Source organism: Fructilactobacillus sp. X7R7C1 (genome assembly GCF_059901065.1).
The window spans coordinates 217,102-242,811 of sequence record NZ_JBWXVF010000002.1 but is presented as its reverse complement, the minus strand read 5'-3'; the positions used below and the strand labels follow the sequence as shown (position 1 = coordinate 242,811).

General features: G+C 36.4%; 26 protein-coding genes. 21 read left to right on the top strand and 5 right to left on the bottom strand.

Annotated features, from left to right (window positions below):
• Nucleotides 1-48: 48 nt before the first annotated feature.
• The 6 genes from hrcA (at nt 49) to AC6UDC_RS04145 (ending at nt 7,281) form a co-directional block, all read left to right on the top strand.
• Nucleotides 49-1,092, top strand: coding sequence for a heat-inducible transcriptional repressor HrcA (gene hrcA, locus AC6UDC_RS04170; protein WP_500707069.1), 1,044 nt, complete (start codon nt 49-51; stop codon nt 1,090-1,092).
• The gene (gene grpE, locus AC6UDC_RS04165) at nt 1,089-1,670 is read left to right on the top strand and encodes a nucleotide exchange factor GrpE (protein WP_500707166.1); all 582 of its coding nucleotides are present in this window, start codon (nt 1,089-1,091) and stop codon (nt 1,668-1,670) included. Before hrcA ends, grpE begins: the two co-directional genes overlap by 4 nt.
• 39 nt (nt 1,671-1,709) lie before the next feature.
• Nucleotides 1,710-3,569 carry a molecular chaperone DnaK gene (dnaK, locus tag AC6UDC_RS04160; RefSeq protein ID WP_500707070.1) on the top strand — a complete coding sequence of 620 codons (1,860 nt, stop codon included), beginning with the start codon at nt 1,710-1,712 and terminating at the stop codon, nt 3,567-3,569.
• Nucleotides 3,570-3,666: 97 nt separating this feature from the next.
• Nucleotides 3,667-4,812, top strand: a complete 1,146-nt coding sequence (gene dnaJ / locus AC6UDC_RS04155; RefSeq protein WP_500707071.1) for a molecular chaperone DnaJ — start codon at nt 3,667-3,669, stop codon at nt 4,810-4,812.
• 115 nt (nt 4,813-4,927) lie between these two features.
• Entirely contained in the window at nt 4,928-6,766 is a 1,839-nt protein-coding gene (lepA, locus tag AC6UDC_RS04150; protein ID WP_500693832.1) for a translation elongation factor 4, read from the top strand.
• Nucleotides 6,767-6,837: 71 nt separating this feature from the next.
• Complete coding sequence (locus AC6UDC_RS04145) at nt 6,838-7,281, top strand: GNAT family N-acetyltransferase (RefSeq protein WP_500721473.1); 444 nt, start codon at nt 6,838-6,840, stop codon at nt 7,279-7,281.
• Between the two features lie 812 nt (nt 7,282-8,093).
• Here the strand turns inward: AC6UDC_RS04145 and AC6UDC_RS04140 are convergent.
• A complete protein-coding gene (locus AC6UDC_RS04140) occupies nt 8,094-8,363 on the bottom strand; it encodes a hypothetical protein (protein WP_500696632.1) in 270 nt (89 codons plus the stop codon).
• A 294-nt stretch (nt 8,364-8,657) separates the two neighbouring features.
• On the opposite strand from AC6UDC_RS04140, the gene pnuC reads away from it, so the two are divergent.
• Nucleotides 8,658-9,422 (top strand): nicotinamide riboside transporter PnuC, encoded by a 765-nt coding sequence (gene pnuC / locus AC6UDC_RS04135; RefSeq protein ID WP_500693829.1) that lies wholly within the window; start codon nt 8,658-8,660, stop codon nt 9,420-9,422.
• 45 nt (nt 9,423-9,467) lie between these two features.
• Here the strand turns inward: pnuC and AC6UDC_RS04130 are convergent, their stop codons facing one another.
• Both AC6UDC_RS04130 and AC6UDC_RS04125 read right to left on the bottom strand, forming a co-directional pair.
• Nucleotides 9,468-10,250, bottom strand: a complete 783-nt coding sequence (locus AC6UDC_RS04130) for a DNA/RNA non-specific endonuclease (RefSeq protein WP_500721469.1) — start codon at nt 10,248-10,250, stop codon at nt 9,468-9,470.
• Nucleotides 10,247-10,696: a sunset domain-containing protein gene (locus AC6UDC_RS04125; protein ID WP_500695590.1), complete on the bottom strand. Its 450-nt coding sequence runs from the start codon at nt 10,694-10,696 to the stop codon at nt 10,247-10,249. Before AC6UDC_RS04125 ends, AC6UDC_RS04130 begins: the two co-directional genes overlap by 4 nt.
• Nucleotides 10,697-10,824: 128 nt before the next feature.
• Between AC6UDC_RS04125 and AC6UDC_RS04120 the strand changes: the two genes are divergently transcribed.
• From AC6UDC_RS04120 to AC6UDC_RS04075, 10 genes are all read left to right on the top strand, one after another.
• On the top strand, nt 10,825-12,123 hold the full coding sequence (locus tag AC6UDC_RS04120) for a Y-family DNA polymerase (RefSeq protein ID WP_500707075.1): 1,299 nt from the start codon (nt 10,825-10,827) through the stop codon (nt 12,121-12,123).
• Complete coding sequence (locus AC6UDC_RS04115) at nt 12,116-12,430, top strand: acetyl-CoA carboxylase (protein ID WP_500707076.1); 315 nt, start codon at nt 12,116-12,118, stop codon at nt 12,428-12,430. The genes AC6UDC_RS04120 and AC6UDC_RS04115 overlap by 8 nt, the downstream gene beginning before the upstream one ends.
• Nucleotides 12,431-12,450: 20 nt before the next feature.
• The gene (locus tag AC6UDC_RS04110; RefSeq protein ID WP_500707077.1) at nt 12,451-12,813 is read left to right on the top strand and encodes a hypothetical protein; all 363 of its coding nucleotides are present in this window, start codon (nt 12,451-12,453) and stop codon (nt 12,811-12,813) included.
• A 97-nt stretch (nt 12,814-12,910) separates the two neighbouring features.
• Entirely contained in the window at nt 12,911-13,297 is a 387-nt protein-coding gene (locus tag AC6UDC_RS04105) for a VOC family protein (RefSeq protein ID WP_500693823.1), read from the top strand.
• 152 nt (nt 13,298-13,449) lie between these two features.
• Entirely contained in the window at nt 13,450-13,773 is a 324-nt protein-coding gene (locus AC6UDC_RS04100; RefSeq protein WP_500695594.1) for a hypothetical protein, read from the top strand.
• 36 nt (nt 13,774-13,809) lie between these two features.
• Nucleotides 13,810-14,766 carry a 50S ribosomal protein L11 methyltransferase gene (gene prmA / locus AC6UDC_RS04095; protein WP_500707078.1) on the top strand — a complete coding sequence of 319 codons (957 nt, stop codon included), beginning with the start codon at nt 13,810-13,812 and terminating at the stop codon, nt 14,764-14,766.
• Nucleotides 14,767-15,510 (top strand): RsmE family RNA methyltransferase, encoded by a 744-nt coding sequence (locus AC6UDC_RS04090; protein WP_500707079.1) that lies wholly within the window; start codon nt 14,767-14,769, stop codon nt 15,508-15,510.
• Between the two features lie 6 nt (nt 15,511-15,516).
• Nucleotides 15,517-17,742 carry a RelA/SpoT family protein gene (locus AC6UDC_RS04085; RefSeq protein ID WP_500706419.1) on the top strand — a complete coding sequence of 742 codons (2,226 nt, stop codon included), beginning with the start codon at nt 15,517-15,519 and terminating at the stop codon, nt 17,740-17,742.
• A 6-nt stretch (nt 17,743-17,748) separates the two neighbouring features.
• On the top strand, nt 17,749-18,204 hold the full coding sequence (dtd, locus tag AC6UDC_RS04080) for a D-aminoacyl-tRNA deacylase (protein ID WP_500707080.1): 456 nt from the start codon (nt 17,749-17,751) through the stop codon (nt 18,202-18,204).
• A 1-nt stretch (nt 18,205) separates the two neighbouring features.
• Entirely contained in the window at nt 18,206-18,838 is a 633-nt protein-coding gene (locus tag AC6UDC_RS04075; RefSeq protein ID WP_500721467.1) for an HAD-IA family hydrolase, read from the top strand.
• Here AC6UDC_RS04075 and AC6UDC_RS04070 read toward each other — a convergent pair.
• On the bottom strand, nt 18,827-19,675 hold the full coding sequence (locus AC6UDC_RS04070) for a fructosamine kinase family protein (protein ID WP_500696641.1): 849 nt from the start codon (nt 19,673-19,675) through the stop codon (nt 18,827-18,829). The genes AC6UDC_RS04075 and AC6UDC_RS04070 overlap by 12 nt on opposite strands.
• 13 nt (nt 19,676-19,688) lie before the next feature.
• The gene (locus tag AC6UDC_RS04065; RefSeq protein ID WP_500696642.1) at nt 19,689-20,540 is read right to left on the bottom strand and encodes an N-acetylmuramoyl-L-alanine amidase family protein; all 852 of its coding nucleotides are present in this window, start codon (nt 20,538-20,540) and stop codon (nt 19,689-19,691) included.
• Between the two features lie 349 nt (nt 20,541-20,889).
• On the opposite strand from AC6UDC_RS04065, the gene aspS reads away from it, so the two are divergent.
• The 4 genes from aspS to AC6UDC_RS04045 all read left to right on the top strand — a co-directional run bounded on the left by aspS (nt 20,890) and on the right by AC6UDC_RS04045 (nt 25,710).
• Complete coding sequence (gene aspS / locus AC6UDC_RS04060) at nt 20,890-22,668, top strand: aspartate--tRNA ligase (RefSeq protein ID WP_500707082.1); 1,779 nt, start codon at nt 20,890-20,892, stop codon at nt 22,666-22,668.
• Between the two features lie 101 nt (nt 22,669-22,769).
• Nucleotides 22,770-23,648, top strand: a complete 879-nt coding sequence (locus AC6UDC_RS04055) for a YitT family protein (RefSeq protein WP_500696644.1) — start codon at nt 22,770-22,772, stop codon at nt 23,646-23,648.
• Between the two features lie 76 nt (nt 23,649-23,724).
• Complete coding sequence (locus AC6UDC_RS04050; protein WP_500721463.1) at nt 23,725-24,873, top strand: CDP-glycerol glycerophosphotransferase family protein; 1,149 nt, start codon at nt 23,725-23,727, stop codon at nt 24,871-24,873.
• A gap of 27 nt (nt 24,874-24,900) precedes the next feature.
• Nucleotides 24,901-25,710: an ABC transporter permease gene (locus tag AC6UDC_RS04045; RefSeq protein WP_500693811.1), complete on the top strand. Its 810-nt coding sequence runs from the start codon at nt 24,901-24,903 to the stop codon at nt 25,708-25,710.

Genomic DNA, 25,710 nt, shown 5'->3' with positions numbered 1-25,710 from the left:
ATGTACGTTAGCACTTGATAATAAAGAGTGCTAAAAGAGGTGGTAAGAATGCTCACAAAGAGACAAGATATGATTCTAAAGTACATTGTTGATGACTATACTAACAATGGTGTTCCAATTGGATCAAAACGCTTGGCTGATCAACTCCCAATGAATGTTAGTTCGGCTACCATTCGTAATGAGATGGCAGTTTTAAGTGGTCAAAATTTGATTCAAAAAGTTCATACTTCGTCTGGAAGAGTTCCTTCAAATGAAGGATATCGATATTACATTGATAATTTGGTTAATCCTGTACTGGTTGGCAATGAAGAAAAAAGTGTGATTCATAATGCTCTGGGAGGAACATTTCAACAAATTGATGATATTGTTAAACAATCTGCTGATATTTTGTCCAGCTTGACCGATTATACCGCGATGACTTTGAGTCCAGAACAGACTAATACCGAAACTTTACAACATTTTCAACTAATTAAGTTAGCCGATCACCAAGTGATGGCAATTATGGTGATGAATGATGGGCAAGTTGAAAGTCAGCCCTTTATAACTAATCACCAAATTGATGAAGATAAGTTACTTCAAGTAACTAATTTGGTTAATGACAAGCTTTTTGGTAAGACAATTCCGGAAGTTTTAGAGGCACTTAAAAGTACAATTCCTGACGAAATTAGACACTATTTAACTTCTTCAGAAAACTTTGTTGGAGCCTTTGAATACGTCATTAATAAATCGCTTAAAGACCATTTCTTTGTTAGTGGAAGAATGAATTTATTGGATACAATGGATGATAAGAACGATCTAAAAAATATTAAGCCACTTTATTCAATGTTTGGAAATAACTCGAATATGGCAAAAATTTTAGATAATGAATCCAAACCCATTTCAGTTATGATTGGTTCTGAGCTACGAAATGATTTATTGAAAAATTATAGTATTATCTCTGGAACTTATGATGTTGGGATTCATGGTGTTGGTAGGATTGCTGTAATTGGCCCTACCAGAATGTCTTATCCTAAGGTTTTGGGTCTAGTTGATGCGTTTAAAGATGAACTTCAGAAACGAATCAATGGATACTATGATAATTATGATAAATAAAAAGGAGGTTCAAAATGGCGAGCGATAAGGAAAAGCAAAGTAAAGATTTAGATGATAAAACGGAAAATGTTGATGAATCGAGTAAGTCAGAGCAAGAAGTCAAAACAGACGAGAAAGATGATTCTGCAAAAAAGATTGATGAACTAAATCAACAACTAGATTCAGTTCAAGACAACTACTTACGAGCAGAAGCTGAGATTCAGAACATTCAAAATCGAAACAAAAAAGAGCGTGCTGATTTAGCAAAGTATGGTGCACAAGATCTTGCTAAAGACGTTGTGCCTGTGATGGATGATTTAAAAAGAGCTCTTGACGTTGACGTTTCTGACGAAAACGGTAAGCAACTCAAAAAAGGGATCGAAATGGTCCAACAACATCTTGAAAAAGCTCTGAAGGATAATGATATTTCGGAAATTAATGCTAATGGAGTGGAATTTGATCCTAGTTTTCATCAAGCTGTTCAAACGGTTGCTCCAAGTAATGAACATCCAAAGGGAACCGTAGTATCAGTACTTCAAAGCGGTTATAAAATTGCTGATCGGGTCTTAAGACCAGCAATGGTAGTAGTGGCACAGTAATTAAATAGTTATTAAATATATAAAAAGAAGGTTTAAGTTATGGCAAGTAATAAAGTTATTGGAATTGATTTAGGAACAACTAATTCAGCTGCAGCCGTTATGGAAGGTAATGAACCAAAAATTATTACCAACCCAGAGGGATCAAGAACGACCCCATCAGTAGTTGCTTTTAAAGATGGCGAGATTCAAGTTGGTGAAGTTGCTAAGCGTCAAGAAATTACTAACCCAGATACTGTTGTATCAATTAAGAGTCACATGGGTGAGCAAGGTTACAAAGTAAAGGCAAACGGAAAAGAATATACCCCACAACAAATTTCAGCTATGATCCTTCAATACATTAAAGGCTATGCTGAAGATTACATTGGTGACACTGTTAGTGAAGCTGTTATTACCGTTCCTGCTTACTTTAATGATGCACAACGTCAAGCTACTAAAGACGCTGGTAAAATTGCTGGGCTTGATGTTAAAAGAATTATCAACGAACCAACGGCTGCTTCACTTGCATATGGTTTAGACAAAAAAGATAAAGATGAAAAAATCTTGGTTTATGATTTAGGTGGAGGTACTTTTGATGTTTCCGTCCTTGAATTAGGTGACGGTGTCTTCCAAGTTCTTTCAACTAATGGTGATACTCACTTAGGTGGGGATGACTTTGATAAGAGAATCATGGACTGGTTAATCGATAACTTCAAGAAGGAAAATGGGGTTGACCTTTCGAAAGATAAGATGGCTTTACAACGTTTGAAAGACGCTGCTGAAAAAGCTAAGAAAGACTTGTCAGGTGTAACTCAAACTGAAATCTCACTTCCATTCATTTCTTCTGGTGAAAATGGTCCGCTTCATTTACAAACCACGCTTACACGTGCTAAGTTTAACGAATTAACTTCTGACTTAGTTGAAAAGACTAAGGCTCCTTTAGACAATGCTTTGAAGGATGCTGGACTTTCAGCTAGTGATATTGACCAAGTAATTCTTAATGGTGGTTCAACTAGAATTCCTGCTGTTCAAGAGGAAGTTCAAAAGTGGACTGGTAAAGAACCAAGTCATTCAATCAACCCCGATGAAGCTGTTGCTTTAGGTGCAGCTATTCAGGGTGGAGTAATTACTGGTGACGTTAAGGATGTTGTTTTACTTGATGTTACTCCACTATCACTTGGTATTGAAACGATGGGTGGTGTATTCACTAAGTTAATCGATAGAAATACAACCATCCCAACTTCCAAGTCACAGACTTTCTCAACTGCTGCTGATAATCAAACGGCCGTTGACATTCATGTTTTGCAAGGTGAACGTCCAATGGCCGCTGATGATAAATCATTAGGTCGATTCCAATTAACTGATATTCCTGCAGCACCAAGAGGTGTTCCTCAAATCGAAGTTACCTTTGATATCGATAAAAACGGAATTGTAAATGTTTCTGCTAAAGATAAGGGAACTGGAAAACAACAAAAAATCACCATCAAAGATTCCAATGGTCTATCAGACGACGAAATCGATAAGATGATGAAAGAAGCCGAAGCAAATGAAGATGCCGACAAGGAAAAGAAGAACAAGGTTGATCTAGATAATGAAGTTGACCAATTGATCTTCCAGACTGATAAGACATTGAAAGATGTTAAAGGCAAAGTTTCAGATGATGAGATTAAAGCCGCTCAGGATGCTGAAGACGAACTCAAAAAAGCTAAAGAAGATGGCGATACTGATGCAATGAAGACTAAAAAGGATGCTTTGAACGAAAAGGTTCAAGCATTAGCAGTTAAATTGTATCAACAAAACCAAGGCCAAGCTGATCAAGGACAACAAGGTGGAAATAACTCTAACGGTGGATCATCTAATGGAAATGATGATAATACTGTTAATGGTGACTACCATGAAGTCCATGATGATGACAACAAATAATTGTGGCAATTGAGGCTATTAACAATTGATGAAAAGCTAAAGTCAGTTTGATGGGCTTTGGCTTTTTGTTGTATTATTTGAGCTTGGAGGCGAACTAATGGCTAATAAAGATTATTACAAAGTATTAGGCGTGGACAAAAGCGCCAGTGAAGATGACATTAAGCATGCCTATCGAAAATTATCAAAAAAATACCATCCAGATATTAATAAAGCTCCAGATGCAGAGGCAAAGTTTAAGGAAATAACCGAAGCATATGAAGTTTTAGGTGACAAAAAGAAACGAGCCAATTATGACCAGTATGGTTCAGCTGATGGTCCCCAAGGATTTGGAGGCTTTGGTGGCGGAGCCGGTGCTGGTGCAGGCGGACAAGATGCCGGATTTGGTGACTTTTCTGATATTTTCAATGATATTTTTGGTGGTGGCGGAAGACGTCGTCAAGCTGACCCAACTGCACCGCGTCGTGGACGAGATTTGCAATATCAGATGACACTTACATTTGATGAAGCTGTTTTTGGGACTAAAAAGACCATTAAGTATAATCGTGAAGAAACTTGTCCGACCTGCCATGGCACTGGGGCTAAGCCTGGGACTAAACCAGAGACTTGTTCTAACTGTCATGGAAGCGGTTATGTTACTAAAACGGTTAATACCCCGCTCGGTCAGATGCAGACCCAGGAACCATGTCCAGTTTGTGGCGGCACTGGAAAAGTAATTAAAGAGAAGTGCCCAACCTGCGGTGGTACTGGAAAAGTTGAGAAACAACATTCTCTTGAAGTTACGGTCCCTGCTGGTGTCGAAGAGGGACAGCAAATGCACATGCAGGGTCAAGGTGATGCCGGTGAAAATGGCGGTCCTTATGGTGACTTGTACGTGATCTTTAGAGTTCTTCAAAGCAAGTACTTTAGAAGAGACGGATCTACTATCTACTTTGATCAACCAATTTCATTTGCCACTGCTGGTTTAGGTGGAGAAATTAAAGTTAAAACCGTTCATGGTGACGTTGATTTGAAAATTCCTGCAGGCACCCAGACTGGGACGGTCTTCCGTTTAAGAGGGAAAGGTGCGCCTAAACTTCATGGAAATGGTAATGGTGATGAAATGGTAAAAGTTAAGGTTCAGACGCCAAAGAAACTTAACTCTAAACAAAAAGTTGCTTTACAAGCCTTAGCTGAAGCTAGTGGTGATACTAATGTTGAAGAAGGCAAGAATTTCTTTGATAAAATGAAAGATGCTTTTAAATAAACAAATAAAGGAGCGGTTTAAAGACCGCTCCTTTATTTGTTTGTTATACATATATCGGGTTGTTATAATAATAGTAACGACTTGGACGAATTAATAATGAAAGTAGGAAAATATCGTGGATTATAAAAAAATGAAGGAAAAGCAACGCCGGACGAGAAATTTTGCTATTGTTGCTCATATTGATCACGGTAAGTCAACTTTAGCCGACCGAATTTTGGAGTTGACTGACACTGTTTCTAAAAGGGACATGCAAGATCAAATTTTGGATAATATGGATTTGGAACGGGAACGTGGAATTACCATCAAGTTAAATGCGGTTGAGTTAACTTATCATGGTAAGGATGGGATTGATTATGTATTTCATTTGATTGATACTCCCGGACACGTAGACTTTTCTTATGAAGTTTCTAGAAGTCTGGCTGCTTGTGAGGGTGCTTTACTGGTTGTTGATGCCACTCAAGGAGTTCAAGCCCAAACCTTAGCTAACGTTTATTTGGCTTTGGATGATGATCTTGAAATTATTCCTGTCATTAATAAAATTGATTTGCCTTCAGCAGAGCCCGAGAAAACTAAAAAAGAGATTGAAGATGTGATTGGATTGGATACCTCTGATGCGGTTGAGATTAGTGCCAAGACTGGACTCGGGGTTGAGAACTTATTAGAGGAAATTGTTAAAAAGATTCCTGCTCCAAAGGGAAATATTGAGGGTCCGCTTAAGGCGTTGGTTTTTGATTCAGTTTACGATGATTATCGTGGCGTAGTACTAAGTGTTCGTTTGTATGATGGAGTCGTAAAGCCTGGAGATCAAATTCGCTTGATGAACAGTGGAAGTGAATATGAAGTCACAGAAGTTGGTGTTAACTCGCCGAAGCCACTTCAACGAAAGTACTTAATGGCTGGGGATGTGGGATACATTACTGCCAGCATTAAAGATATCACTAAAACGCGAGTTGGCGATACAGTTACTGACGCAAACAATCCAACTGATAAAGCTCTACCAGGATACCGTGAAATGATTCCCATGGTTTATGCTGGATTGTATCCAACTGATAATGCGAAGTTTGGTGATTTAAGGGAAGCACTTGAAAAACTTAAACTAAACGATGCTTCACTTGAATTTGAGCCGGAATCGTCTGAAGCACTGGGCTTTGGATTTCGTTGTGGGTTCCTTGGATTACTTCACATGGACGTGGTTCAGGAACGTCTGGAACGCGAGTTTGGGCTGGATTTAATTACTACGGCTCCGTCAGTAACTTATCATGTGGATTTAAATGATGGAAGTACACTTGAAGTTGAAAATCCATCTGAAATGCCAGATGTATCAGCAATTAAGGATATTAAGGAACCATTTGTTAAGGCTAGTATCATGGTGCCAAACGATTATGTTGGTGCTGTGATGGAAATGTGTCAAGATCGACGTGGTCAGTTTGTCACGATGGAGTATCTAGACGATGCCAGAGTGAATGTCATTTATCAAATGCCCTTATCAGAAATTATTTTTAATTTTTTCGACAAATTAAAATCAAGTACGCATGGTTATGCATCACTTGACTATGAATTATCTGAGTATCGACAAAGTGATCTAGTTAAAGTGGATATTCTATTGAACGGTGATAAGGTCGATGCTTTAAGTTTTATTTCCCATAAACAGTTTGCTGCCGGCCGAAGTCGTGAAATTGTTAAAAAACTCAAGAGTATTATCCCAAGACAAAATTTTGAAATTCCAATTCAAGCAGCAATTGGCGCTACCATTATTGCTAGGACTAATATTAAAGCTTATCGAAAAGATGTGACATCTAGAATTCATACTGGTGACCCTGATCGAAGAGCGAAGTTACTTGAGAAGCAAAAACGTGGGAAAAAGCGGATGAAAGCGGTTGGAAAGGTTGATATTCCCCAAGAAGCCTTCATGGCTGTCTTACAAACTGATGAAGACCAAAAAAGCGACAAATAGTAGTTGCCGCTTTTTTGATACTAACAATTATGGGTTATAATAAGTTAAATTTGATGATTGGAAGTGAATATATGTGGATGGTAAAGTCATTTGATCAATTAACTTTGAACGAATTATTTGATATTTATCAACTGAGATGCGAGGTGTTTGTAGTAGAACAAAAGATTACTTTGCAGGATATTGATGATAATGACAAGAAGGCATGGCATGTTTTTTTGCTTAACGATCAAAATCACGTTATTGCTTATGGTCGAATATATAAACAAGATTACTATATAACTTTTGGAAGAATTGCTGTTTCTGCCGAACAACGTGGGAAACATTTGGGAACAAAATTAGTTCAGAGAGTGATGAGGGTTATTAAAGAAAAATATCCTCATAAAGAGATTATTATTGAGGCACAAAAATACGTTGAAAATTTATATGCTTCATTTGGCTTTCGACCAGAAGGAGAAGTTTTCATTGAGGGAAATGTTGAACATGTAAATATGGCCCACGAACCGCTTTTTAAATAATAATTATGATATTTTAAAAATTAAAATTTATTATTTTATTTAGTACTAAAAACCACTATTATAGAATAGTGGTTTTTTAGTTTAAATGATATTATTCTTTCCGTTAATTGTTAATAAATTTCATGAAATGCCGGTATTATGATTATGAAAATCATTAGTTAATGTTATGGATTACACAATTGGATTGAGTACACTAATGAAGTGATATGACTAACTTTTCCAACTATCAAACGAAAGGGTTCTTTGTTTTTAATTATGAATTGCCACTATTAATCCCGTTGTCATGGGTGTTAAGATATGTGATATGGGAAACAATATAATTGTAAAAATTTCTTAGAAAAATTTTTTATAAGATAAAAATTGCTTTATGATTAGTCTTTGTGTTCTCTTATAAGGAGTATATTTTGATATTTTTTACTTATATACTTGATTAGTAACAGCTAATATAATATACTGTAAAAGTAAGGTAAAGATTAAAGAATTCACGCCAGGGGATTTGAATGTACAAAAAAAGCACTCAAATAGAGTGCTTTCTACGATTAGAGAGGTTCAAGAACTGTAGCATAGTTATGAGAAGTAACAATCTAATAAGTAAAGATCTATGAAATAAAAGAGCACACGTGTCTAAGACTAATAAGCAGTAGGAGTGGAAAGCCTTAGCTGATGTGAATGTTGAGAATGTGACAGAAATTTATTACCTCTCTAATCTACACTCTATATTTAATCACACTTTACGAAATTTTACCAGGGAATTCTCATAATTATGATGCTTATTTACCAAAGAAGTACTATCTGTTAGGTAGTACTTCTTTTTATTTTGGAATTGCCATGAACACAACCGTATTATTTGATGGGAATGAGTTCTTTTCACCGAATTCATCAAAGGAAATACTTTCACCAGGAGCTCCCAATTCATGTTTAGCGTCTTTTGTAATGGTTAAAAGATGTTCATGATCACGATCAATATCGTCAAGGGTGACGGCGTCTAATTCTACTTTTTCACCAGATGGCATTTTTACGGTAACTTTTCTAAGATCATGAACTCCATCGGCTTTGATTGCAAATGGGACATTTACTAGCATGTTATTTCCTCCTTTATACTTCATTATTCATTATACATATTTTTTGTTTGCATTTACAATATCTTTTATATTTTATAAATGATACATTTATCTTAATTTGTCACACTTTGAATTTTTTTATCAATTTCTCTCTTATGATCGAATAAAAAATGAAGCTATAAAAATAAAAAAATTTTTTTATGGACCAATGTTGGGCCAATTTATAAAAGTTAGGGTTGTTAGCAAATTTGTTTAGAGATTATAAGTGTGTAATGATGAAAAGTGAATTCAAATTTGTCGAAGGGATGATTATTTATGTCAGAGAAAAACAACATTGCGGCTTATGACATATTAAAGCCTAATTGGTATGTCAATCAGATGAAAGGTTGGAGCTTTAAAAGCTATTTGTTGCTCCTATTTGGTTTGGGAGTCATTGCTGGATCAACTGTCACACAACCACTTTCGTTTATTGCGATTATGACGATGTTAGCGGGGATGCTCGGATTTACTACTACCATTTCAATTACTAATACGAAACCATTAAATGGAATTTTTGGTTTGATTAGTGCTTTGATTTATATCTATGTTGCATTCACTGCTAAGAATTACAATGATATTATTCTCCAAACTACATACATTGTACTTTTGGATATTCCGGTCTTGTTAATTCCTAGTTGGGCTACTAATGTTGATGAACATATTAAGAAATTGACTGTTAAGGGTAACCTTAAAAAAACGTTTATGAATTGGGGGTTGACAGCTCTTTTCTTTGTTGTAGTATTAGGAGCTTTATATGCCTGGGAGCATGGATACAGTGATAGCCCTCGTCCTTTTGTAGATAGTTTTGCGGCCACAATTGGAATTACTGGTGCTTTACTTACGACTTTAAGGTTTCGGGATACTTATTATTTCTGGCTTGCCCAGGGGATTTTCTCGATTATTCTGTGGGGCATTACTGCATATCAGGGTGGTGCCAATTGGACGTTATTCTTAACTTACATTTTGTACTTATGTAATGACTTGTTAAGCTTTTTTGACAAAAACATTGCATGGTTCCATACGAAACCAACCAATCATTAATATTTAAATTGAAAGGACAGTGACTAGATGGTCACTGTCCTTTTTTTATGATTTGGTACTGTATCCAGTTTGATAATTAATATTGTATCCTGGCTCGACGTTAAAAATGTACACGTTAAAGTGAATTTGATTACTTCCGACTGATTGGGCTCTCATTTGGACACCACGACTAAATAATTCATTATTTCGATAAATCGGAGTGACCTGATATCTAACGTAGTTATTTGGATTTTCTTTTAGATAAGTAGCAATATCATCCTCATGATAAAGCATTAATGGGGAATTTAACGTCCTTGTCCCAGTTATTAAGTTTTTGGGATTATTGTTTTCACCACATAGTTGGTAACCAATCAGATGACTTCGGTTATATAACCAACCACTGTTGGTGTGTTTATTGTGCCATCCAGTGGGATTAAAGGTAAGTGGTTCACGTTTCTTAGTGGGCATTGTTTTAACGTTTAACATACCGTTAGCATCGGTGGCTCGGTTAAGATGATCAAGGTTACTAAATCGTAACCAGGGGTGTTCATTACGCAATTCTTCAGTAGAAAAATTAGGATTATTGTGATCAACTTCTACTTCTTGATTTCCGTCGTAATTTAAGTCACTTAATTTTAAATCTGGTGCATGCTTCAATTGGTATTGAAGTTTTTTAAGCTTTGATCTTTTAGTATCAACTTGCCCTTGAAGTTGATTAATGCTTTTTTCAAGTTGCTGGGTACTTTCATTATCATGGGGGCTTTTATGTTCTTTTGAATTGGTTTGTTGTGAACATCCAGCAAGTAATAAGGATAATACCATGATTGGAAATAGCAGGAACTTTTTCATCGTTTAGCCCTCCGATATCCAGCTGCTTGTGCGTCTGCCTCCGAATTAAAGTAGATGACGTTTTGGCTGTTAATTTTGTAACCCGTTTGGCCAGGGACATGATAAATGTGTGAATTTTTATTTCCAACGATTCGCTGAGCGTTTGAAGTATTGATGTCATTGCTATTACTTTGATCTTGATGATTTGGTGTAGGTTTTGTTTTTAAGGTATCGGAGTCGTTTGTTTTGACATTTGAGACTGGGTTAATCGATACATATCTACTGTTTAGATCATTTTCCGTATGATTGATTTGTTTTGATAGTTGTTGATTCTGTTCAATGAGTGCTTTTTTCTGGGAAATTAATTCTGATCTACTAGATTTTGAAGCAGACAGAATTACTGCCGGAGTAGTGAACAGTAATGAGGTACAGCCGATTAATATTATTGCTTTCTTGATTCGATGCATGGTTATTATGCTCCGTTTCTACTTAATACAATTAGAATATCATAAAAAATAAAAGCAAAAAATTATATTTACAAAGCAAATGAAAGATAGTAATATTTAATACGAACAGATGTTCGGTAGGTGATATTTTGAATTATGATGATGAACCTCATGGTGTTTACTTTTTCATTGATAACAAGTCTTTTTATGCAAGTTGTGAGAGTGTTAAACGTGGACTTAATCCACTTCGTTCGATTTTGGTGGTTATGTCGGAACAAGCTAATACAAATGGCGGATTAATACTGGCAGCTTCTCCTATGGCAAAAAAGTTATTTGGGATTAGCAACGTTAGTCGTCAGCGTGATCTTCCTGATGATGAAAGGTTGTTGATTGTTCCTCCACGAATGAACTTATACATTAAAAAGAATCTACAAATTAATGATATTTTTGCTGAATTTACTGATGAACATGACATTTTGCCATACTCAATTGACGAGTCATTATTGGATATGACTCATACTTGGAGATTGTTTGGTAGTAGTTTGAGGGAAGTGGCTCTTAAAATTCAAGAGGAGGTCAGAAGCCGTTTAGGACTGTATACAACGGTTGGGATTGGTGACAATCCCGTTCAAGCTAAGCTAGCGTTAGACGTTTATGCAAAGCATGATTACGACCTGATTGGTGAGATTCATTACGAAGATGTTCCTGATAAGATTTGGAATATCAATAGACTAACGGATGTTTGGGGAATTGGAAAAAGAACCAAAGTCCATCTAAAGCGACTTCATATTAATAATATATATGAATTGGCGCATGCTAACCCGTATCTGTTGAAAGAAAAAATGGGAGTCATTGGATTACAGCTATTTGCCACTGCATGGGGAATTGATCGAAGTAACTTGAGACAACCCCTGCATACTAAAGAAAAAAGTTACAGTAATTCTCAGGTACTTCCACGTGATTACGTTAAACGGGATGAGATTGAAGTTGTTATTAGAGAAATTGCGAGTCAGGTTGCTTCACGAATTCGTAATCATGGACTACAAGTCGGATGTGTGACGTTATGGGTTGGCTTTTCTTTTTCAATAAAACAGCTTACTGGTAGCAATGGTTTTTCTCAGTCAATGAAAGTTGAACCAACAGATGATGATCATGACCTTGGTCGTTATTTAATTGAATTGTTTGAAAGGAACTGGCACGGTGAAGTTGTGCGAAATATTGGAGTTTACTACAGTCATCTCTCAAATAAGGGCGGAGAACAATTAAACCTATTTAAGGATAATCAAAATATGATTAAACAAAATGTGTTAAATAAAACCGGTGATCAAATTCGAAAACGGTTTGGTAACACGGCTTTATTAAATGCCAATAGTTTGTGTGTCGGTGCTACCGCAATTTCAAGATCTAATTTGGTTGGCGGACACAATGGAGGCAATTCTTATGAGTAATGATGTGATTTTTATTGGGAATCAAGTTTTATCCCATATTAATCATCTATTTTTGCGAATTCCTAAGACCCGCTACTGGATGATGATTGTTAATAACACCTTTGATAAAGAGTACGATTGGTTTTTGAGTTCTAAGAAGAAGTATCAACAGGAACGATCGCAGCCAATCTATGTTATTTCTGATTATGACTTAGAACTTTTAGAAAGGGTAGTTAATTATGTAACTGAATATAACCTGTTAACCATTTATTATCGTAATTTTGATGACATGGTTTGGCCTGATTCACAGAAGAAAATTCAAGATTAACTTAAAGTTAGGAGAACGTTATGAACGAAGAAGCTGTACATGATTTTTTTAAGTTTGATTATCATGATCGTGGGATTAAAAAATGGCAGGGTTATTTTTTATCAGATCATACCAGTAAACTAAATCAAATAAAGAAAGAAAAGGATAATGAGCAAACCAGAAAATTAGATGATCAGATGGATCACTCAAAAATTGATGAAATTCTGCAAAAATCATTTGTCAGTCGACTGAAAGTGGAACTACAGTATGCTTATTATGACAAAAACGAACTAAAAGTGGAACAAATTATCGGTAGGATGAAAGGGTATTATAAGAACTTAGTAATTGTGGGAGACCAAATTCTTAAATGGAATGAAATTGTGAGTGCTAAATTAATAAAATAAACTAGGATGATGGCTTTATTATTTATCGTTAATGTCTTACAATGTAGTTGTTAGAGATTTCACATATGGTGAAAAATATATCATAAGGAGAATTATTATGGCACTTAGTAATTACTTTACCGGCATCCAACATGTTGGTATTCCAGCAAAAGATTTAGATGAAACGATTGATTTTTATAAGAAGTTAGGTTTTGATAAAGCTGGTCAATTCATGTATCAAGGAAATCGTTGTGCTTTTATGAAGTATGGCAATTTAATGATTGAGACATGGGAGGGCGATCCAGTTGCTGATAAAGATGGCGCTATTAACCATATCTCATTAAACACTACTGATGCTGACGCAGCGTTTAAAGAAGCTAAGAAAATGGGCTTAGATGTTCAGGAAGATGAAATTGATACTCGTCCATTCTGGGATAAGGGAATCCGTTTCTTTAACATTTATGGGCCTAACCACGAAAAAATTGAATTCTGTCAAATTGTTTAGTTTATAGTTTGAATGTTTATATTAAGACGTGGCGATACACGTCTTTTTGTTTGCTGGAAGTTAGATGCTTGCCAATTAAATATATCTCCATTATGATATAGACTAAAGGTTTTAAGAACGAGTTTTATTAAAAATATGAGAGGAGGATGAATATGTTAGATCAAACTAAAAGATTTTTGCGCGATCAAGGATATCATTACAAAAAAACATATATCAGACCGTTAATTACTCCAGATAACGTCTATGTATTTCGCTTCGGTAAAGATAATTTAAATAATCGGCTCATTATTCGTTATGGCCATGGATGGACAGGGCGACAAAGAATTAAGGAAATTGATCTTCGATTGCATAAACAAAAGCATCCTCGGATTTTTAAGACAGAACGAGGATTGCTTAAGTATTTGGCTGGTCATTTGAAACAACACGAGCAGAAGCTTAAAAAAATTGAGGACAATAAAAATAATGCATCCAATTAACGGGTGCTTTTTTTATAAAAAGAATGAGGGATAACAATGAACTTAGTCGAGATTTCAGTTGAAACCAGTCACGAAGCAGTTGATGCGGTCGCTAATATTTTAATGGACTTTGGAGCAAATGGAGTTCAGATTAATGATAGAAATGATTATGAGGTTTTAAAACGAGAATCTAATTGGGATCAGTATGAATTGGGAGATTCTAAAGCTGATAACGATCTAGTTAACGCTAAAGTAAGTGCTTATTTTCAGGATGATATTGAGGTAGATGCGACCGTAAAAAAGATTCATGAAAAAGTTGCTGATTTAACGCGGTTCGGTTTGAATCCTGGTAAAAATGTGATAAATGTTCATGATGTAAAAGATGAGGATTGGGCGACATCTTGGGAAAAGTATTATCATCCAGAACGGGTGACACGATTTTTAACCGTTGTCCCAAGTTGGGAAGACTATGATGTCAAAAGCTCTGACGAGTTGATGGTAAAATTAGACCCTGGAATGGCATTTGGAACCGGCACCCATCCTACTACTAAACTTGCCATGCAAGCACTTGAGATTGTTATTAGAGGAAACGAAAGAGTGTTTGACGTTGGAACTGGATCTGGAGTGCTATGTATTGCAGCGAGGAAACTTGGTGCTGGCAATATAAATGCTTATGATGTCGATAAGGTGGCCGTTAAATCAGCTGAAAAAAACATTGAATTAAATTCTGGGATGAAGGGAATCAACGTTAGTGTTAATAATTTGTTAAATGGAATCGATGAAAAAGCAGATATTGTGGTAGCTAATATTTTAGCTGAGATTATCATTCCGTTAATCCCGCAAGCAGAACAATGTTTAAATGAAGGTGGCGTGTTCATTACTTCCGGTATTATTGCCGATAAATTAGAGCTAGTGATTGACGCGCTAAAAAAACATCATTTTAAGGTTGATCAAGTTTTAAGTATGGATGATTGGCGATCAGTAATTGCAAAGAAAGATATTGAGGTTAATTAATTGCAACACTACTTTTTAGATAAGCCACTAAAAGTGGGTCAAATTGTTAAACTTCCAAACGATGTGGCACATCATTTTGTTGGGGTTATGAGAGCAAAAGCTGGAACCAAGGCGGAGTTTGTTTCTAGTCAAAATATTATTTATATTGGGGAATTAGTTGATGAAACGGCCTCAACAATTAAGATTGTTGATGTAACTAGTCAAAATACTGAACTTCCGGTTAAAGTAACGATTATTTGTGGAATTCCGAAGGCGAGCAAAGCCGACCTCATCACGCAAAAGGCAACCGAAATGGGGGTCAGTGAGATTATTTTTGTGCCTACTGAGTGGTCAATTGCTAAATGGGGGAATAGGGCACCTAAGAAGATTAAGAGACTTCAAAAAATTGCTCAAAGTGCTGCCGAACAATCTCACCGAAATGTTATTCCAATGGTGAAGTACACCGATTCAATCACTAAGGTAAAAAAACTTAGTAGTGATCAAAAAGTTGTGGCCTATGAGGAATCGGCTAAACAGGGTGAAAACAGTAAATTGTATGAATGTGTGTCGGAAATGAAGCCTGGCAAAAGCTTGACCGCTTTTTTTGGACCTGAAGGTGGAATTTCACTTAAAGAAATCGAACAATTAAAGCAAGATGGTTTTGTGCCCGTCGGATTGGGGCCGAGGATTTTGCGAACTGAATCAGCACCTTTATATTTTTTATCAGCCGTTTCAACTATATTAGAATTAAAACAAGGTGAGTAGGATATAATGTCGAAAATTAAAGAATGGACACCACAAGAAATCTTTCGTGATGCTTCTGAGTATCTTGATGATAGTGATGTTCAAATGATAAAAAAAGCATATAAATTTGCCAAAATTGCTCATGAGGGGCAAGAACGTGCTTCTGGGCAGCCTTATATTAATCATCCTGTTGAGGTGGCAGGCATTTTAACTGATCTTCATATGGATGCAGAAACGATCACGGCTGGTTTTCTTCATGATGTGGTTGAAGACACCGGTGCAACGATTGAAGATGTTACTGAACTTTTTGGTAAACACGTTTCATTAATCGTTGATGGAGTTTCAAAGCTTAGTAAGATTAAGTATAAATCGAGTAAAGAACAACTTGCTGAAAATCACCGGAAACTATTACTAGCAATGTGCAAAGACATTCGAGTAATGATTGTTAAATTAGCAGATCGATTGCATAACATGGAAACGTTAGATGCTCTTCGCCCAGATAAGCAAAAGCGAATTGCTCAAGAAACTTTAGATATCTATGCCCCTTTAGCCGATCGGCTCGGAATTGGAACGATTAAGTGGGAATTAGAAGATCTTTCTTTGCGTTACTTAAAGCCTGATGATTACTATCAAATTGTTGATTTGATGAATTCTAAGCGGAATGAGCGAGTGGCCTATGTTGATAACGCTGTAAAAAAGGTGCAACAAGCGATAAAAGGACTGGGAATCAAGGGAGAAGTCTATGGAAGGCCTAAACATATCTACTCCATTTATCGGAAGATGCATGACAAACATAAAGATTTTAAAGAAATCTATGATCTACTGGCTGTTCGGGTGATTGTGAAATCAGTAAAGGATTGTTATGCAGTTTTAGGTGCGATCCACACTGAATGGAAACCGTTTCCAGATCGGTTTAAAGATTACATTGCAATGCCCAAACCTAATATGTATCAATCGTTGCATACTACAGTTGTTGGTCCTGAAGGCAAACCACTTGAAATTCAAATTCGAACTGAGGAAATGCATCGAATTGCTGAATACGGTGTTGCTGCTCACTGGGCTTACAAAGAAGGTAAAAAGGACGAGGTTGAAAGTAATAAAAACAATGTTCAACTCAATCTTTTTAAAAAGATCATTGAAATTCAAGAGGAGTCAGAGGACGCCTCTGATTTCATGGATAGTGTCCAAGGGGATTTATTTAGCGACCGAGTTTATGCCTTTACTCCATCAGGTGATGTTATTGAATTACCCAAGGGGTCAATTCCGATTGATATGGCTTACTCAATTCATACGGATGTTGGTAATTCAACCACAGGGGCACGAGTTAATGGTAAATTAGTTCCCCTAGATTATGAAATTAAAAATGGAGATATTGTTGATATTATCACTTCCAGTAGCTCCGACGGTCCTGGCAAAAACTGGATGGGCATGGTTAAAACGCGTCGTGCTAAGCATAAGATTAAGCAATTTTTCAAACGGAGTAGTCACGATGATGACATTAATTCTGGAAGAGAAATACTTGAAAAAGAAATTGTCGATTCTGGATTTGATCCGGCTACCATTTTAACTGATGATAATTTATCCCGTGTTATCAATGAAATGCATTATACAAGTATCGATAATTTATATGCAGCCATTGGGTTTGGTGATATTCAACCTAACGGAGTTGTTAATCGTTTACTAGAACCAGAAAAAGATGAAATTGAGAAGAAACGACAAAAAGATGCCGAACGTGATGTATTAGAAGGTCATAAAACCATCTCACATGAGAGTGAGGACGCAGAACAAGGAAAGAAACCAGAAGATAACATCAAGATTCAAGGCGTTGACAACCTATTAGTTCATATCAGTCGTTGTTGTGATCCGGTTCCAGGAGATGACATTGAAGGATACATCACAATGGGAAATGGTATCTCAGTTCATAGAAGTAATTGTCCTAACTTAATTCAAGCAAAGAATGGTAATAATCGAATTATTAATCTTAGTTGGCGTAAAACTGATAATAATGTCATTACTTATAGTAGTGATTTAGAGATTCAAGGGTACAACCGAAGTGGTCTTTTAAACGATATCTTAAAACGAGTTAATTCTGCTACTAAGAATTTGAATTCAGTTGAAGGAAAGGTCATTCACGAAGACCTTGTTTCTATCCGAGTCTCTGTGGGCGTAAGAAATATTCAACAACTAAATCGCATTATTGATAGTGTGAGTGCTGTTCCTGATGTTTATGAAGTTAAACGAACGGAAGGATGAGGAAGATTGAAATTAGTGATTCAACGAGTTAATCATGCAAGCGTAAGTATTGATGGTAAAATAAACGGGAAAATAGGTAACGGATATATGATCTTAGTTGGGGTTACAGATTCCGATGCACAAGATGAAATTAATCATCTTGTTCATAAGGTTGCTCATCTAAGGATTTTTGAAGATGAGCATGGCAAGATGAATTTAAACATCCAGCAAGTTAACGGCTCAATTCTTTCTGTTTCGCAATTTACATTACTTGCTGACACCAAAAAGGGAAATCGCCCAACTTTCACTGGAGCTGGTAATCCTGAGCACGCTAAACTCATTTACGAAAAGTTTAATGACGCACTCAGAGAGATCGGATTGAAAGTTGAAACTGGCGTGTTTGGTGCCGATATGAACGTTGATTTAGAGAACCATGGTCCTGCCACATTTATTTTGAATTATCAGAAAAAAGGAAAGATTTAACATGACAAATGCAGTTTGGGATTTTGATGGAACACTTTTTAATACTTACCCGTACATGGTGACTTCGTTTTGTAAGGCGTTAGCTGAGAATGGAGTGAGTGATGTTAACTTTGATCCTGAGTCAATCTATGAAGATATGCGAGTTCATTCATTGGGCTCAGCTGAGACCAAATATTGCGCTGAATTTAATCTTAATCGAGATCAATTTCTAAAAGACTATAAAAAGTTTGAAGTTGATGAAGTTATGTTAGCAAAGCCATTTAAAGGGGTTCAATATGTTTTGTTAAAAGTTTTAAAAACGGATGGAAAGAACGGACTTTTAACTCATAGAGATGACCAAGCATTAACTCTACTTGATCATTTTGACTTAAAAAGACTGTTTACTGGTTTTGTTACCAGCAAACAGTCTTTTAAAAGGAAACCTGATCCAGAGTCTTTGAACTATTTAATTGAAAAGATGAATTTAGATCGATCTGATACTTTTATGATTGGTGATCGACGTTTGGATGTTGATGCAGGTCATAATGTCGGAATTAAAACCATCCTTTTCGATCCTGACTACGTAATTGCTGAATCAGGAGACCCAGATTACGTAGTTCATGATTTTAACGATATGTTAAGTTTAATTAAATGAGCTTAGCACGCCGTCTAATAAGGGTCCAAATGTCTCCCCAAATAATACAACGTGCATTAGTGAGTAATAGAAGCGGTACCAACCGACCCGGTTTTCAAAACCCGGTTCAATTGGATAGGTGTCATTGTAACCGCGGTAGAAATCGCGGTTAAATCCACCAAAGACGGTTGTTACACCAAGGTCGTATTCACGATCGCCGAAATAAACGTCTGGATCAATTAACATCGGCTCATGATTAGCTGTAAAAATAGCATTTCCAGACCAGAGGTCTCCATGAAGCAAGCTTGGGGTACTGGGATGTTTTGTGTAGTAGTCAATAATTTGTTGTCTCATAACTTGATAATGTTGGTCTCTGGAATCATTCCAGCGGCCTTTTTCTTTTGCTATTTTTACCAACGGATCAATTCGTTGTTCGACGTAGAATTTTTGCCAAGTGTCTTGCCAGGTGTTATTTTTTGGTATTTTTCCAGCATCAAAGTTTTGGTCTAATCCAAACTGATCGTTATGAATTTTATGAATGTTTGCGACCATTTTGCCAAGATCGTATTGGTTTCCAGAACCAACGTCAATCCAGTCTAGGATTAAAAAGCCGTCACCATCAATTTCACCAGATGCTACTACCGTTGGTACGTTGGCCGCTTTCGATAACAAGTGAATTCCTTCAACTTCATGATCAAAGAATACTTTTCCACGATTAGGCTGGACCTTCATAAAGTAAGTTTTATCTGGAGTTTTAACTTGATATGAGTCATTGATGTCTCCGCCTGAAACCGGAGTTAACGATTCAACGTTCTTTAATGGTAATTGAGTAATCCAATCTTGATTTAATTTTTTCATAGTAAACTCCCTTCTAATAAGTCTTGTTTACATAATTATTGATTCCATTGGTTACATCATTTGCAACGAGATTTTGGTAACTAGCATTTTTAATCTTACTAAAGTCATGGTCATTATTAATGTACCCCATTTCGAGTAAAACCGATGGGATTGAGACATCCCTAATCACTAAATAGTTACCAACTTGGACACCACGATTATTAAGGGGAACATCATCCATATTGGAATTGATGTCAGATGCCAATTGTTTTGATTTTCCTGAATGATAGTAGTAGCTGGTAAATCCACTTGCGGTATTATCGGTACTGGATGAATCAAAATGGAAACTCACGAATAAATTGGCATGATTATCAGTTGAAAAATCGGGTCGTTTGTATAGACTAACCGTCTTATCTGAATCCCTTGTCATGATAACATGCGCACCACGATTACGCAGCTTATTTGCGACTTGTTGGGCTAGTTTAAGGGTGTAGTTTTTTTCTTTTTGCCCGCTGGTTGATAGTGCACCCGAGTCACTTCCTCCATGACCAGGGTCTAAGACGATGGTTGTTTCTGATAGTTTAGTGGCTTTATTAAGCTTACGATTATTGACTAACCAAGTAGGTACCCAACCAATTTTTTGGTTTTGATATACAACTCTGTACCAGTTGTCTTTTTCACTTAGAATTTGAAGTCTAGTTCCTCGATTAATGGTTTTGACCGTACGATATTCAATCCCTGGACCGGATTTTATGTCCAGGTTATTAAAGCCAATACTGACATTATTTTTTATTAACATAACTAAAAGGATAATCAAGGTTACGCCCACAATTATCAAAGTAGTGTAAAAACCGCGTTTATTTTTTATGTATAAATTTATATTCATCTTTTCGACCTCATTAATGATACGATTACTCATAATAGTATAACTTTTTTGTCTTTTTGTTTAAGCATATAATAAAAATACTCACTAGAATCTTGACAATTTATGTGGGTTTTATTAGTCTTAAAGTGATTTAAAATACTGTTGACGATGAATAGTAACCGTTTAGTGGTCTGAAGAGAACGTCCAGGTGCTGAGAGGGCGTGTCCTAAAAATGGTAAAGACGCATCGAGGTAAAATGAATAAACAAAAGAAACTAAAAAAGGTGGTACCGTGCTAATTGCGCCCTTGTAATTACATGGTGCGCTTTTTTTATGCTTTTGACTCAATTAAATGAGAGGAAGATTAGTACATGAAGCGAACAACGTATGCTGGAAACGTTAACGAGGATTATTTAGATCAAGAAGTAGTCTTAGATGGATGGGTTGCTAAAAAGCGTAACTTGGGAAGTCTTATTTTTATTGACTTACGTGATCGTGCTGGGATCGTTCAGTTGGTTTTTAATGAAAAAAATGGCAAAGAAGCCCTTAAAGTAGCCGAATCAGTTAAAAATGAGTATGTTATCCAGATTAAAGGAAGAGTGGTTGCTAGAGCAGAAAAAGAAATTAATCCGGATATCCATACCGGAAAAGTTGAAGTTGATGTTTCTGACGCTAAGGTTTTAAGCACCTCCAAGCAAACCCCATTTGAAATCAAAAATGATATCAATGCGTCTGATGACTTAAGATTAAAGTATCGTTATCTTGATCTTAGACGTCCAGTGATGCAAAAGGGATTATTGATCCGAAATCGGATCTTACAGTCTACTCACAAGTATTTTGACGAGAATGGATTTATCGATATTGAAACCCCAGATCTAACGGTTTCAACTCCAGAGGGAGCAAGAGACTACCTAGTCCCATCAAGAGTATATCCGGGATCATTTTATGCATTACCTCAGTCTCCGCAGCAGTTTAAACAGTTACTGATGGGAGCTGGATTTGATCGCTATTATCAAATTGCACGGTGCTTCAGAGATGAAGACTTACGGGGTGATCGTCAACCAGAATTTACCCAGATTGATATGGAGACTTCATTTCTTTCTGCTGAAGAAATTCAGGAAATCACAGAAGGATTAATTAAAAAAGTCATGAAAGATACGGTTGACGTTGATGTTAATTTGCCCTTTGAGAGGATTACTTGGCAGGAATCAATGGACCGATTTGGTACAGATCAACCGGATACTCGCTTTGGGATGGAATTAAAGGATCTTTCGGACGTAGTTACTGGGTCCGACTTTAAGGTATTTGATTCAGCAATTAAAGATGGTGGTCAGGTTAAAGCCATTGCTATTCCTGGTGGTGCAGCAAAATTCTCAAGAAAAGATATTGATAAGTACGGTGAATACGTAAAGCGTTTTGGCGCTAAGGGACTTGCATGGATGAAAGTCACTGATGATGGATTCTCTGGCCCAATCGCTAAATTCTTTAAAGATCCAGAAATGGTAAGTAAAATTAAAAAAGCCACTGGGGCAAAAGACGGTGACTTGTTATTATTTGCTGCTGATCGGAGTAAGGTAGTGGCTGATACTTTAGGATACCTCCGGGTTGCCATTGCCAATGAGTTAAATATGATTCCAGAAGACAAGTATAATTTCCTTTGGATTGTTGATTGGCCACTATTTGAATATGATGAGGGTGCTGGGCGTTGGGTTGCTGCTCACCATCCATTTACGATGCCAAATGTAGGTGACGAACATTACCTAAATGATGGAGAAGATCCCCACAAAGCGCATGCTCAAAGTTATGATATTATTCTGAATGGACTGGAGCTTGGTGGAGGATCAATTCGTATTCATACCCGTGATCTTCAAGAAAAGATGTTTAAAGCCCTCGGATTTACTAAGGAAAGTGCGGAGAATCAATTTGGGTATTTCCTTAGAGCATTAGATTATGGTTTTCCACCACATGGTGGTTTGGCAATTGGATTAGATCGTTTTGCTAGGTTATTAGCACATCGTGGTAATATTCGAGATGTAATTGCCTTCCCTAAGAATTCAAAGGCAGTTGAACCATTGACTGGTGCTCCTACACCTGTTTCTGACAAACAGTTAGATGAATTAGGCATTTCAGTCGATAAAAAGGATAATTAAATATTAGCTAAAAGTTGTGGTAACCCCACAACTTTTTATTTTTTTTAAATTTTGGAATGGTATACTAGTTATGAATTTCTAAATGATCAGGGGCTACTTAAATGGACGACGTACAAAAAATTTTAAAGCGACATCAGTACATATCTAAGTTCTCGACCGCCTTCGTGTACGGAATCATGGTTTCAATTGCGATGAATTTCTTTTGGACTCCCGGACACATTTATTCTTCAGGAGTTACCGGTTTTGCACAGCTATTGGATACTCTTACAGAACGGTATTTTCCATTTACAATTTCAGCTGCCTTGGGACTTTTCTTACTGAACATTCCAATGTTTATTTTGTCTTGGAAACAAATTGGTCATCAGTTTACCATGTTTACGTTCGTTTCCGTTGTGGTTGCCAGTGTTATGATCAAAATATTACAGCCACTGACTCTGACAACGGATCCATTGATTTGTGCTATCTTTGGTGGTGCCATTAACGGATTTGGAGTGGGTCTGTCGCTTAAAAATGGGATTTCTACTGGTGGGTTAGATATCTTAGGAATTGTTATCCAACGTAAAACCGGTAAATCAATTGGGACAATTAATCTGATATTCAATACTTTTATCATCTTATCAGCGGGATTCTTTTATGGTTGGCCATATGCCTTTTATTCAGCAATTGGAGTCCTAGTTAACGCGAAAGCGATGGATCTGGCATATACAAGGCAACAAATCGTGCAAGTAATGGTAGTTACTGATCGTCCTAAGACGGTGGTTGATAGTATTCAAAATCACCTTAGGAGAGGTATTACGATTATTCATAATGCTGAGGGAGCCTATAACCATAAAAAAAAGTCGGTTTTGTTCACCTCAATTTCACGATATGAAATGACCGAATTTGAAGCGGCTTTAAATGAATCTGATCCAGATTCATTTGGAGTGGTTGTGGATGTTGATAAGGTACTAGGGAATTTCTATGAAAAGAAGCGAAAATAGCTTATTAAGTTAGAGTGTCCCGGTTTTTTCTTTATGATATAATGTCTCATTGTAATTATTGAAAATGGTGGTTTAAGTGAAAGTCATGTATACATGGTTAATTAAAATAGTTTCTGCGATTTTTTATTTTCGACCAAAGAAAAATATATATTATGTTATGAGTTTCGATAATAACCTTAGGTTGATTAAACAGATTGCCGCTAACACGCCCATTGGACAAGAATTAGTCGTATTATACGAACCCGAAATTGAAGCTGCAGCAACTGATTTGAGTGCATTTGGAATCAAGACGATTCCCTTTAATGAAAACGCTAAATTTGCGTTATTTACCGTTCCTCAATTAATGTCAGCTCGAGTTTTGTTCTGTGATAATTACTTCCCATTTTTGGCTGGTTTAGTACGACCAAAGAGTAAGATGAGAATTGTTCAATTGTGGCATGCTGATGGTGCCATTAAATGTTTTGGATGGGAAGATCCCACGACCAAGAAAAGATCGTTTTTCGATAGACTTAGATTTCAAAGTGTATACAATCATTTTGATGACTTTGTGGTAGCTTCAAAAGCGATGGGAAAGATCTTTGAACGCAGTTATCATGAAGTTCCTAGTAAAATGAAATATTTAGGCTATCCACGTTCGGATCGATTGTTTAAGGAACGCTGGAGAAGAGTTGCCAGACATCGTGTTTATCAGGTTGCTCCAGAATTAAAGGGTAAAAGGGTCATTTTGTATGCTCCAACATATCGGGATGGTCTAGAGTTTGAACCTCCAAAAAGTATTGGCGAAGCATTGACCGCTGATCCAAATGCGATTACAGTGGTTAAACTTCATCCCTTACTCAGGGATCAGGAAGCACGTATTAGAAAGTTTTCAAACGGAAATATTCGTTTTTATAATCAACTTTCAACGTCTGATTTACTTTCAGTTTGTGACACACTTGTAACGGACTATTCTTCAGTTGCCTTTGATTTTAGTTTATTGCCACAAGCACGATCAATGATTTTCTTTATGTTTGATTTAGAACAATACGAAAAAGACCCAGGAATTCAAAAGGATTTCTTACAGTGGTTACCATCTAAACCAATCACTAAGGTTGATCAGTTGAATAAAGCCATTGTGGATAATCAAAAAATTGATTTTACTAATTTTAATAAACACTGGAACACTTATAATGATGGGTATGCAACCGAACGGGTTATTAAAAAGTATGTTTTACAAAATAATTAGATAAACAGAAAAGGGAGAGTGCTGAGCTTGAAGGAAGTTTGGGCCTTACTTAAGGAACAATTTGAAAATTTGGGCATTATTTTTCGAATTTCAAAGTATGAAGATAAGGCTACGTATCAAAGTCATTATTTGGGCTTAGTCTGGGAGTATCTTTATCCGCTGATTCAAATTGCAATTTACTGGTTAGTCTTTGGTGTGGGGTTAAAGGGTAGTACCGGACACAACGGCAGTTATCTCCCATGGATGGTCATTGGGATTACTCCTTGGTTTTTTATGAACCGAGTTACACTAGACGCCTCTAAGAGTATTTATCAACGAGCGGGATTAGTTTCAAAGATGAAGTTTCCAATTAGCATCTTACCTTCGATTAAGTTAGTCAGTAACTTGAGTTCTTTTTGGACAATGTTGGCGTTTTCAATTGTAATTGGTTATCTTTATGGAGTTCGGCCGAGTTTGTTCTGGTTCCAGTGGATTTATTACTTTATTGCCATGATTGCCTGGTTAATTGCCTTTGGCATTTTTAATTCGACCATTACTGTTTTGGTGCGAGATTATCATGTTATGTTGCAATCGTTTATGAGAATGCTGTTCTACATTTCAGGAGTTCTATTTAACTTTGAATCGTCTGCGTCATTCCCACCATTTTTAATCAGAATTTTGGAGTTGAATCCATTTTTTTATATTGTTCAAGGATTCAGGGATTCAATGTTATCGAGTAGCTGGTTTTGGGAGAAGCCACTGTTAACCGTGATTTTTTGGTTGATGACGTTATTTTTCTTTTTAATTGGATCTCATCTTCACTTTAAATTTAGATCGCATTTTGTTGATTTAGTATAG

Excerpts from the sequence above, each read along its gene's own strand:
- AC6UDC_RS04055 (WP_500696644.1), top strand. The coding sequence starts at position 22,770 with ATGGACGACGTACAAAAAATTTTAAAGCGACATCAGTACATATCTAAG.
- AC6UDC_RS04140 (WP_500696632.1), bottom strand. The coding sequence starts at position 8,363 with ATGCTAGTAAATGTCCCATTTGCAATCAAAGCCGATGGAGTTCATGAT.
- AC6UDC_RS04130 (WP_500721469.1), bottom strand. The coding sequence starts at position 10,250 with ATGAAAAAGTTCCTGCTATTTCCAATCATGGTATTATCCTTATTACTT.
- aspS (WP_500707082.1), top strand. The coding sequence starts at position 20,890 with ATGAAGCGAACAACGTATGCTGGAAACGTTAACGAGGATTATTTAGAT.
- prmA (WP_500707078.1), top strand. The coding sequence starts at position 13,810 with ATGAACTTAGTCGAGATTTCAGTTGAAACCAGTCACGAAGCAGTTGAT.
- dnaK (WP_500707070.1), top strand. The coding sequence starts at position 1,710 with ATGGCAAGTAATAAAGTTATTGGAATTGATTTAGGAACAACTAATTCA.
- AC6UDC_RS04065 (WP_500696642.1), bottom strand. The coding sequence starts at position 20,540 with ATGAATATAAATTTATACATAAAAAATAAACGCGGTTTTTACACTACT.
- AC6UDC_RS04085 (WP_500706419.1), top strand. The coding sequence starts at position 15,517 with ATGTCGAAAATTAAAGAATGGACACCACAAGAAATCTTTCGTGATGCT.
- AC6UDC_RS04125 (WP_500695590.1), bottom strand. The coding sequence starts at position 10,696 with ATGCATCGAATCAAGAAAGCAATAATATTAATCGGCTGTACCTCATTA.
- AC6UDC_RS04145 (WP_500721473.1), top strand. The coding sequence starts at position 6,838 with ATGTGGATGGTAAAGTCATTTGATCAATTAACTTTGAACGAATTATTT.
- dnaJ (WP_500707071.1), top strand. The coding sequence starts at position 3,667 with ATGGCTAATAAAGATTATTACAAAGTATTAGGCGTGGACAAAAGCGCC.
- AC6UDC_RS04115 (WP_500707076.1), top strand. The coding sequence starts at position 12,116 with ATGAGTAATGATGTGATTTTTATTGGGAATCAAGTTTTATCCCATATT.
- hrcA (WP_500707069.1), top strand. The coding sequence starts at position 49 with ATGCTCACAAAGAGACAAGATATGATTCTAAAGTACATTGTTGATGAC.
- AC6UDC_RS04070 (WP_500696641.1), bottom strand. The coding sequence starts at position 19,675 with ATGAAAAAATTAAATCAAGATTGGATTACTCAATTACCATTAAAGAAC.
- AC6UDC_RS04100 (WP_500695594.1), top strand. The coding sequence starts at position 13,450 with ATGTTAGATCAAACTAAAAGATTTTTGCGCGATCAAGGATATCATTAC.
- AC6UDC_RS04110 (WP_500707077.1), top strand. The coding sequence starts at position 12,451 with ATGAACGAAGAAGCTGTACATGATTTTTTTAAGTTTGATTATCATGAT.
- AC6UDC_RS04105 (WP_500693823.1), top strand. The coding sequence starts at position 12,911 with ATGGCACTTAGTAATTACTTTACCGGCATCCAACATGTTGGTATTCCA.
- AC6UDC_RS04075 (WP_500721467.1), top strand. The coding sequence starts at position 18,206 with ATGACAAATGCAGTTTGGGATTTTGATGGAACACTTTTTAATACTTAC.
- pnuC (WP_500693829.1), top strand. The coding sequence starts at position 8,658 with ATGTCAGAGAAAAACAACATTGCGGCTTATGACATATTAAAGCCTAAT.